This is a genomic window from Nocardioides sp., assembly GCF_014360585.1.
GTDB lineage: Bacteria > Actinomycetota > Actinomycetes > Propionibacteriales > Nocardioidaceae > Nocardioides.
In genome coordinates this window covers 21,860-30,716 of the sequence record NZ_JACIXG010000064.1, presented here as the reverse complement: position 1 = coordinate 30,716, position 8,857 = coordinate 21,860, and the positions used below count along the sequence as shown (strand labels likewise).

Genomic DNA, 8,857 nt, shown 5'->3' with positions numbered 1-8,857 from the left:
TGGCTGCCGCATGAGCGCCGCCCCAGCTGCCGAGTCGGCTCGTCCTGACCGAAATCAGCGTCGAGTCGGCTCGTCATAACGAGCCGACTCGACACGGATCTTGGTCAGTTTGCGCCGACTCGGCGGGCCAGGAGCACCGCAGCGCCGCGTACGCAAACCGCTAACCACCCCACGGAGGAGAGAACATCATGACCAACATCGCTTTCATCGGCCTTGGCATCATGGGCAGCCCGATGGCCGTCCACCTGGCCAACGCGGGCCACACCGTCGCCGGCTACGACCACTCCCTCGAGCAGGCGAAGCCCCTCGTCGAGGCGGGCGGCCGCGCCGCCGCCTCGGCCGCCGACGCCTGCAGCGACGCCGACGTCGTCTGCGTCATGGTCCCGGACTCGCCCCACGTCGAGGAGGTCCTCACCGCCGAGGGTGGTGTCTTCGAGACCGCCCCCGCCGGCGCGCTGATCATCGACTTCTCCAGCATCCGGCCCGACGTCAGCGCGGCGCTCGCCGCGCAGGCCACGGCCCGCGGCTTCCGGATCCTCGACGCCCCGGTCTCCGGCGGCGAGGCCGGCGCGAAGAACGCCGCCCTCTCGATCATGGTCGGCGGCGCAGCCGACGACTTCGCCACGGCGAAGCCGATCTTCGACGCCGTCGGCAAGACCATCGTCCACGTCGGCCCGAGCGGTGCCGGCCAGACGGTCAAGGCAGCCAACCAGCTCATCGTGGCGGCCAACATCCAGGCGCTCTCGGAGGCGGTCGTCTTCCTCGAGGCGTACGGCGTGGACACCAAGGCAGCTCTCGAGGTGCTCGGTGGCGGGCTCGCGGGTTCGAGCGTGCTCGACCAGAAGAAGGAGAACATGCTGACCCGCTCCTTCCGTCCCGGGTTCCGGATCGACCTGCACCACAAGGACATGGGGATCGTCACCGCCGCCGCCCGAGAGGCGGGTGTCGTCGTCCCGCTCGGCTCGCTGGTCGCCCAGCTGATGGCGAGCGCGCGGGCCAACGGTGAAGGCGGCCTGGACCACTCCGCCCTGCTGCGAGGCGTCGAGCGCCTGAGCGGGGTCTCGACAGGCTCGACCACCGATTCCAAGGAGAGCTGACATGGCACGCATGCGCGCGGTCGACGCCGCCGTCCTGATCCTGGAGAAGGAGGGCGCGACCCAGCTGTTCGGCCTCCCGGGTGCCGCGATCAACCCGTTCTACAGCGCGATGCGCAAGCACGGCGGCGTCCAGCACGTGCTCGCCCGTCACGTCGAGGCGGCCGCCCACATGGCCGAGGGCTACACGCGGGCGAAGGCCGGCAACATCGGCGTCTGCATCGGCACCTCGGGCCCGGCCGGCACCGACATGATCACCGGTCTCTACTCGGCCTCTGCCGACTCGATCCCGATCCTGTGCATCACCGGCCAGGCGCCGGTCGCGAAGCTCCACAAGGAGGACTTCCAGGCGGTCGACATCGCCGCCGTCGCCGGCTCGCTGACCAAGATGGCGGTCACCGTGATGGAGCCCGCCCAGGTCCCGGGCACCTTCCAGAAGGCCTTCCGGCTGATGCGCGAGGGGCGCCCCGGTCCGGTCCTCATCGACCTGCCGCTCGACGTCCAGCAGGCCGAGATCGACTTCGACATCGAGACGTACGAGCCCATGCCGATCGCCAGGCCGGCCGCGAGCCGCGCCCAGGCGGAGAAGGCGCTGGCGATGATGCTGGAGGCCGAGCGCCCGCTGATCGTCGCCGGTGGTGGCGTGGTCAACGCCGACGCCGCCGAGCTGCTGGTCGAGCTCGCCGAGGTCACCGGGGTGCCCGTCGTACCCACGCTGATGGGTTGGGGGACGATCCCGGACGACCACCGGCTCAACGCGGGCATGGTCGGCCTGCAGACCTCTCACCGCTACGGCAACGCGACCATGCTGGCCAGCGACTTCGTGCTCGGTATCGGCAACCGGTGGGCCAACCGCCACACCGGCTCGGTCGAGACCTACACCCGGGGCCGTACGTTCGTGCACATCGACATCGAGCCGACCCAGATCGGCCGGGTCTTCGCGCCGGACTACTCGATCGTCTCCGATGCCCGCGCCGCGCTGGAGGTGCTGGTCGAGGTCGCGAAGGAGTGGGCGGCGGACGGCCGCGTCGCCGACCGTACGCGCTGGGTCGAGGAGTGCGCCGAGCGCAAGCGGACCCTGCAGCGCAAGACGCACTTCGACGATGTCCCGATCAAGCCACAGCGGGTCTATGAGGAGATGAACCGGGCCTTCGGGCCGGGCACGCGCTACGTCACCACGATCGGCCTGTCCCAGATCCAGGCCGCGCAGCTGCTGCACGTCTACAAGCCGCGCCACTGGATCAACGCCGGCCAGGCCGGCCCGCTCGGCTGGACCCTCCCGGCCGCTCTGGGGGTCGCGACCGCCGTCCCCGAGGACCAGGTGGTCGCGCTGTCGGGCGACTACGACTTCCAGTTCCTGATCGAGGAGCTCGCGGTCGGCGCCCAGTTCAACATCCCCTACATCCACGTGGTCGTGAACAACTCCTACCTCGGGCTGATCCGCCAGGCCCAGCGCGGGTTCGAGATGGACTACTGCGTGCAGCTCGCCTTCGACAACGTCAACAGCCCCGAGCTCGAGGGCTACGGAGTCGACCACCTCAAGGTCGCCGAGGGGCTGGGCTGCAAGGCCGTACGCGTCACCGACCCCGCCGATCTCGGCGCCGCCTTCGAGAAGGCCAAGGCACTGATGGCCGAATACCGGGTGCCTGTCCTCGTCGAGGTCATCCTCGAGCGCATCACCAACGTGTCGATGGGTGTCGAGATCGACGGCGTCGTGGAGTTCGAGGAGCTGGCCGAGCGTGGCGAGCACGCCCCGACCGCGCTCGTTCCCTTGGACTGAGGCGGGCCATGTCTCCCACTTCGCCCCCGCCGAGTCGGCGCGTCCTGACGCCCGCTCGCCGAGCCGGCGCGTCATGACGAGCCGACTCGACGGAGATCTCGGTCAGGATGAGCCGACTCGGCGTGCGGTCCGCGTGCTGGTCGCCTCCGACAAGTTCAAGGGATCCCTCACCGCTGCCGAGGTCGCAGCGGCGGTGAGCGCCGGGATCCGCCGGGGGAGTCCCGGTGTGGTCGTCGACGCGGTCCCGGTCGCCGACGGCGGTGACGGCACCCTCGCGGCGGCCGAGTCCGCCGGGTTCGTGCTCGTGCCGGTCACGGTGACCGGGCCGACCGGGGAGCCGGTACGGACGGCGTACGCCTGCCGTGACGGTGTCGCGGTCGTCGAGCTCGCCGACGCTTCCGGGTTGGCGCGGCTGCCGGGTGGGCCGGATCCGATGCGGGCCTCCAGCCTCGGGGTCGGGCAGGCGATGGCGGCCGCGATCGATGCGGGCTGTCGCCGGATCGTGCTCGGGATCGGAGGCAGCGCCAGCACCGACGGGGGAGCGGGTCTGCTCTGCGGGCTGGGCGCCAGGTTGTTCACCGTCACCGGGAACCCGGTGGGTCCAGGTGGAGCCGGGCTCGAGGAGGTCGCCCGGATCGAGGTCGATGAGCTGCGGCGGCGCCTGGAAGGGGTCTCCGTCACCGTCGCGTGCGACGTCGACAACCCGCTCACCGGTCCGACCGGTGCGGCCGCGGTCTACGGCCCGCAGAAGGGCGCCGATGCGGACCAGGTCAGACGGCTGGACGCCGCGCTCGGCCGCTGGGCATCTCTGGTGGCGTCGTTCACCGGGACCGATCTCCGTGGGCACCCCGGCGCCGGAGCGGCCGGCGGTGTCGGCTTCGCCGCACTGGCCCTGCTCGGTGCGGAGCTCCGCTCGGGCATCGAGCTCGTGCTCGAGCTGGTCGACTTCTCCGCCCAGCTGGACGGCGCGCACCTCGTCGTCACCGGCGAGGGTGCGCTCGACGAGCAGACCCTCAACGGCAAGGCGCCGGCCGGCGTCGCCGCCGCGGCCGCGCGCGCCGGTGTCCCGGTCGTGGCGGTCTGCGGGGTCAACGACCTCGAACCCGACCGCTTGCGGGCCGCCGGGATCGGTGCTGCGTACGCCTTGACGGACATCGAGCCCGACCGGCAACGCTGCCTGACCGAGGGCGCCGCCCTGCTCGAGCAGATCGCCGAGCGGATCGCTGCCGACCATCTCATCAAGGAGGACGTATGAGCGAGCGGCGGAATGTTCACCGAGGTAACTCGGTGAGCGGCTACTGCCTTCGTGGAGTTCCACGAGGGAACCGCAACCAGACCGAGGTAGCTCGGTCAGCATCCGAGGAGGCCGCATGAGGCTGCTGAGTGTGGGCCCGCCGGGCCAGGAGCGCCCCGCCGCCCTCGACGACCAGGACGTGCTGCGTGATCTGTCGGCCGCCGTGCCGAGGATCGACGGCGACCTGCTCGGTGACCCGGTGCGGCTCAGGTTGATCCAGGACCTGATCGCCTCGGGCCGCCTCCCCGTCGTCACCGACGGTATTCGGATCGGACCACCCGTGGCGAGGCCCGGCAAGGTCGTCGGGGTCGGGCTCAACTACCAGGACCACGCGGAGGAGGCCGGGGTCGCGATCCCGGACGAGCCGGTCGTCTTCCTCAAGCCCTCGACCTCGATCGTGGGTCCCTACGACGCGATCGAGCTGCCTCCCGGATCGACGACGACCGACTACGAGGTCGAGCTGGGTGTGGTCCTCGGCCGCAGGCTGTCCCGGTGCACGGACCCGCAGCAGGCACTGGCCGCGGTCGGGGGTTACCTCAACGCCGACGACGTCAGCGAGCGTGCGCGGATCGCGGCGGGGCCGACCTGGGCGAAGGGCAAGTGTGCCGACACCTTCACCCCGATCGGGCCGTGGCTCGTCACCGTGGACGCCGTCGAAGACCCGCAGAACCTGAGTCTGGAGCTCTGGGTCGACGGCGAGAGTCGGCAACGCGGGACGACCTCACAAATGGCACGAAGTGTGGGAGAGCTGCTCGCCTTCCTCAGTACGCTGATGACGCTCGAGCCCGGCGACCTGGTCCTGACCGGGACGCCTGGCGGTGTCGCGGCGCTGCGGCCCGAGCCGCGGCCCTTCCTCCGCGACGGGCAGGTGGTGGAGGCCGAGGTGACTGGTCTCGGCCGACAGCGCACGCGGGTGATGGCAGTCGAAGAGGCAGAGGTGGCGGTGTGAACGGAGATCTTGATGTCGTCTTCCGGGCGGCACGCATGGTGACCCCGGACGGCGAGGTGGCCGGCGCCGTCGGAGTCCGCGACGGTCGGATCGTCGCCGTCGAAGCCGGCGCCTCGGGCCTGACGGCCGACCGTGTGGTCGAGCTCGCCGACGACGAGGTGCTGATGCCCGGGGTCGTCGACGCACACGTGCACGTCAACGACCCGGGCCGGACCGACTGGGAGGGCTTCGCCTCCGCGACCCGCGCCGCGGCTGCCGGCGGGGTCACCAGCATCGTCGACATGCCCCTCAACAGCATCCCGCCGACCTGCGACCTCCCGGCGCTGGAGCTCAAGCGTGGGACGGCCGCCGACCAGGCCTTCGTCGACGTCGGCTTCTGGGGCGGCGCGATCCCCGGCAACGTGCCGGCGCTGCGTACGCTGCACGAGGCCGGGGTCTCCGGCTTCAAGTGCTTCCTGCTGCACTCGGGTGTCGACGAGTTCCCTCCGCTCGACGCCGAGGAGCTCGAGCTCGCGATGCGGGAGATCGCGTCCTTCGACGGTCTGCTGATCGTGCACGCCGAGGACGCCCACGCGATCGAGCACGCGCCGGTGGCGGTCGGCGGGGCGTACCAGAGCTTTTTGAGCAGCCGGCCGCGCGACGCCGAGAACCTCGCGGTCGCCGCCGTGGTCGAGCTCGCCCGGGCCACCGCGTGCCGGGTCCACATCCTGCACGTCTCCAGCGCGGACGTGCTCACGACGATCGATGCGGCCCGCCGCGACGGCATCCGGATCACCGCGGAGACCTGCCCGCACTACCTGACCTTCGCCGCGGAGGAGATCCCCGACGGCGCCACCCAGTACAAGTGCTGCCCGCCGATCCGAGAGGCGGCCAATCGCGAGCTTCTCTGGCAGGGGCTGCGTGAAGGCGTCATCGACATGGTCGTCACCGACCACTCGCCCTCGACCCTTGACCTGAAAGTCCTCGACACCGGCGACTTCGGTGTCGCCTGGGGCGGGATCTCCTCGCTCCAGCTCGGACTATCAGCGGTCTGGACCGAGGCCCGGTCCCGCGGATTCACGCTCAGCGACGTCGCTCGCTGGATGTCCGAGGCGCCGGCGCGTCACGCCGGACTGGCGCGCAAGGGCAGGATCGCGGTCGGCCAGGACGCCGACCTCTGCGTCCTCGCCCCCGACGACTCCTTCGTCGTCGATGCCGCGACGCTGCATCACAAGAACGCCGTCACGCCCTACCACGGCCGGTCCCTCGCGGGTGTCGTCCGCTCGACTTGGCTGCGTGGCGAGAAGATCGACATCGAGGCCGCGCCCCGGGGCCGGCTGCTGACCCGAGGAGAGTGACCATGAGCGAACCCCGCTACTACGCCCCGACCGGCGGCCACCCGTCGCAGCGCGAGCTGACCACCGACCGGGCCGTCTTCACCGAGGCGTACGCCGTGCTCCCGCGTGGGACGATGCGCGACATCGTCACCAGCAACCTGCCGTTCTGGGAGGGCACCCGGCTGTGGGTGATCGCCCGTCCGCTCTCGGGCTTCGCCGAGACCTTCTCGCAGTACATCGTCGAGGTCTCGCCCGGCGGCGGCAGCGACAAGCCCGAGCTCGACCCGGGCGCCGAGGGTGTCCTGTTCGTGGTCGAGGGCGCGCTGACGCTCTCGATCGGCGAGGAGAAGCACGACCTCGCCCCCGGTGGGTACGCCTTCCTCCCGCCCGGCTCCGCCTGGACGCTGCACAACATCAGCGACCAGGCCGCCCGCTTCCACTGGATCCGGAAGGCCTACCAGCGGGTCGAGGGGATCTCGGTGCCGGACGCATTCGTCACCAACGAGGTCGACGTGCCCGGCCGGGAGATGCCGGGCACCGACGGCGCCTGGAAGACCCAGCGCTTCGTCGACCCCGACGACGTACGTCATGACATGCACGTCAACATCGTCAGCTTCGAGCCCGGCGGCGCGATCCCGTTCCCGGAGACGCACGTGATGGAGCACGGCCTCTACGTCCTCGAGGGCAAGGCCGTCTACCTGCTCAACAAGGACTGGGTCGAGGTGCAGGAGGGCGACTTCATGTGGCTGCGGGCGTTCTGTCCGCAGGCCTGCTACGCCGGTGGGCCCGGCCGGTTCCGCTACCTGCTCTACAAGGACGTCAACCGGCACGCCCAGCTGAGCCGGCAGTTCACCTGATGCCGGTCGCGGTCGTCACCGGGGCAGGCTCCGGCCTGGGGAGGGTGATCGCGCGGGCGCTGGACGGTGCCGGTTTCCAGGTCGCTCTGCTCGGTCGCACCCGGTCATCGCTGGAGGAGACCGCGTCGGCGATGGCGCGGTCCCTCGTGCTGCCCACCGACGTCGCCGATGCCGCCGAGGTGGATGCGGCGTTCGCCGCCGTCGTCCGCAAGTGGGGGCGCGTGGACCTGCTGGTCAACAACGCCGGCACCTTCGGACCGAGCGGAGAGGTCGACGAGGTCCCACCCGAGGAGTTCACCGCGACCCTGGCCGTCAACGTCACCGGGTCTTTCCTCTGCGCCCGCGAGGCCTTCGCACAGATGAAGCGGCAGGACCCCCGGGGGGGAGGATCATCAACAACGGCTCGATCTCCGCCCACGTGCCCCGCCCGGGCAGCGCGGCCTACACCACCTCCAAGCACGCGATCACCGGCCTCACCCGTGCACTCGCCCTCGACGGCCGCGCCCACGACATCGCGGTCGGCCAGATCGACATCGGCAACGCCGCCACCGAGATGACCGCCGGCATCGCGGTCGGCGCCCGTCAGGCAGACGGCACCGTACGCCCCGAGCCGACCTTCGACCCGCAGCACGTCGCCGACGCGGTCGTGGCAATGGCCCAGCTGCCGCTCGGCGTCAGCGTGCCGTCGATGACCATCCTCGCCACCGGGATGCCGTACGCCGGTCGCGGCTGATGCCGTGCTGTCAGGCTGCCGAAGGCCTTGCGAAACTGGCTCTACACAGATGGCTGACAGCCTCGGCCTATGCGGCAGCTCCTTGATGGCGGGGGCTCATTCGCGGTCGGGCGGGATTCAGCCGTCGGTAGACGGCCCTGGTCCGGTCACGGCGTACCGGGCGGCGAGGGTGCGGACGGCCTCGTCGACTACCTGGGCGACGCGTTCGGCGCTCACCTCCCAGCCCGGCACCAGGAGTGTCGGCCAGAAGACGTAGTTGGAGATCATGCCCAGGAACTGGGTGGCTGCGAGGTCCACATCCTCGATCCGCACCGTTCCCGCTTCGTGCTCGGCCAGCAGGTAGCCGCGTACGGACTCGAAGTAGGGCACCTTCCCGTGCGAGAACTGCGCATTGGCGAGCTCGGGGAATCGCGGAAGCTCGGCAATGACGATGCGGAACAGGTCGGTCATCTGGGCGCGGCTCAACAGCTCGGCGTAGCGGTGACCGATGGTGCTGAGCCCGTCAACGATGTCGCCTGCTGGCGGAGGGTCCTCGTCGTCGGCGGTTGACCAGGACTCGGTGACCATGGCGTCGAACAGGGCAGCCTTGCTCGGAAACTGCTTGAACAAGGTGGCCCGCGAAACGCCCGAGCGCTCAGCGATGCGCGCCAGCGAGGTCCGGTCGTAGCCCAACTCGAGAAAAAGTGCGGTCGCTGCCGCCAGGATCAGCTCGCGCTTCTCCTGGGCGATGCGCTGGTGATACGTCGTCACGGCCCTGCTCATGGGTCGAGCATACGAGGTGAGTGGCTTGACTCACCATTGCCGCTGACCTAGCGTTGGAAGTGGTGAGTCGCA

8 protein-coding genes and 1 pseudogene are annotated in these 8,857 nt (G+C 70.4%); 8 read left to right on the top strand and 1 reads right to left on the bottom strand.

Annotation, left to right across the window (positions count from 1 at the left end; translation table 11 throughout):
• Window positions 1-188 precede the first annotated feature (188 nt).
• The 8 genes and pseudogenes from H5T77_RS18785 (at window position 189) to H5T77_RS18750 (ending at window position 8,023) form a co-directional block, all read left to right on the top strand.
• Window positions 189-1,097: a 2-hydroxy-3-oxopropionate reductase gene (locus H5T77_RS18785; protein ID WP_292651810.1), complete on the top strand. Its 909-nt coding sequence runs from the start codon at window positions 189-191 to the stop codon at window positions 1,095-1,097.
• 1 nt (window position 1,098) lies between these two features.
• Window positions 1,099-2,874 (top strand): glyoxylate carboligase, encoded by a 1,776-nt coding sequence (gene gcl, locus H5T77_RS18780; protein ID WP_292651808.1) that lies wholly within the window; start codon window positions 1,099-1,101, stop codon window positions 2,872-2,874.
• Window positions 2,875-2,947: 73 nt separating this feature from the next.
• A complete protein-coding gene (locus H5T77_RS18775; protein ID WP_292651807.1) occupies window positions 2,948-4,129 on the top strand; it encodes a glycerate kinase in 1,182 nt (393 codons plus the stop codon).
• A gap of 115 nt (window positions 4,130-4,244) precedes the next feature.
• A complete protein-coding gene (locus H5T77_RS18770; RefSeq protein ID WP_292651805.1) occupies window positions 4,245-5,117 on the top strand; it encodes a fumarylacetoacetate hydrolase family protein in 873 nt (290 codons plus the stop codon).
• Window positions 5,114-6,454: an allantoinase AllB gene (gene allB, locus H5T77_RS18765; protein ID WP_292651803.1), complete on the top strand. Its 1,341-nt coding sequence runs from the start codon at window positions 5,114-5,116 to the stop codon at window positions 6,452-6,454. The genes H5T77_RS18770 and allB overlap by 4 nt, the downstream gene beginning before the upstream one ends.
• Before the next feature lie 2 nt (window positions 6,455-6,456).
• Window positions 6,457-7,290, top strand: a complete 834-nt coding sequence (locus H5T77_RS18760; protein ID WP_292651801.1) for a bifunctional allantoicase/(S)-ureidoglycine aminohydrolase — start codon at window positions 6,457-6,459, stop codon at window positions 7,288-7,290.
• Window positions 7,290-7,601, top strand: a pseudogene (locus tag H5T77_RS18755) (SDR family NAD(P)-dependent oxidoreductase); the annotation flags it as partial. The gene H5T77_RS18760 and the pseudogene H5T77_RS18755, both read left to right, overlap by 1 nt.
• A gap of 107 nt (window positions 7,602-7,708) precedes the next feature.
• Entirely contained in the window at window positions 7,709-8,023 is a 315-nt protein-coding gene (locus H5T77_RS18750; RefSeq protein ID WP_292651799.1) for an SDR family oxidoreductase, read from the top strand.
• A gap of 117 nt (window positions 8,024-8,140) precedes the next feature.
• Here the strand turns inward: H5T77_RS18750 and H5T77_RS18745 are convergent, their stop codons facing one another.
• Window positions 8,141-8,785, bottom strand: coding sequence for a TetR/AcrR family transcriptional regulator (locus H5T77_RS18745; RefSeq protein ID WP_292651798.1), 645 nt, complete (start codon window positions 8,783-8,785; stop codon window positions 8,141-8,143).
• Window positions 8,786-8,857: the final 72 nt, after the last annotated feature.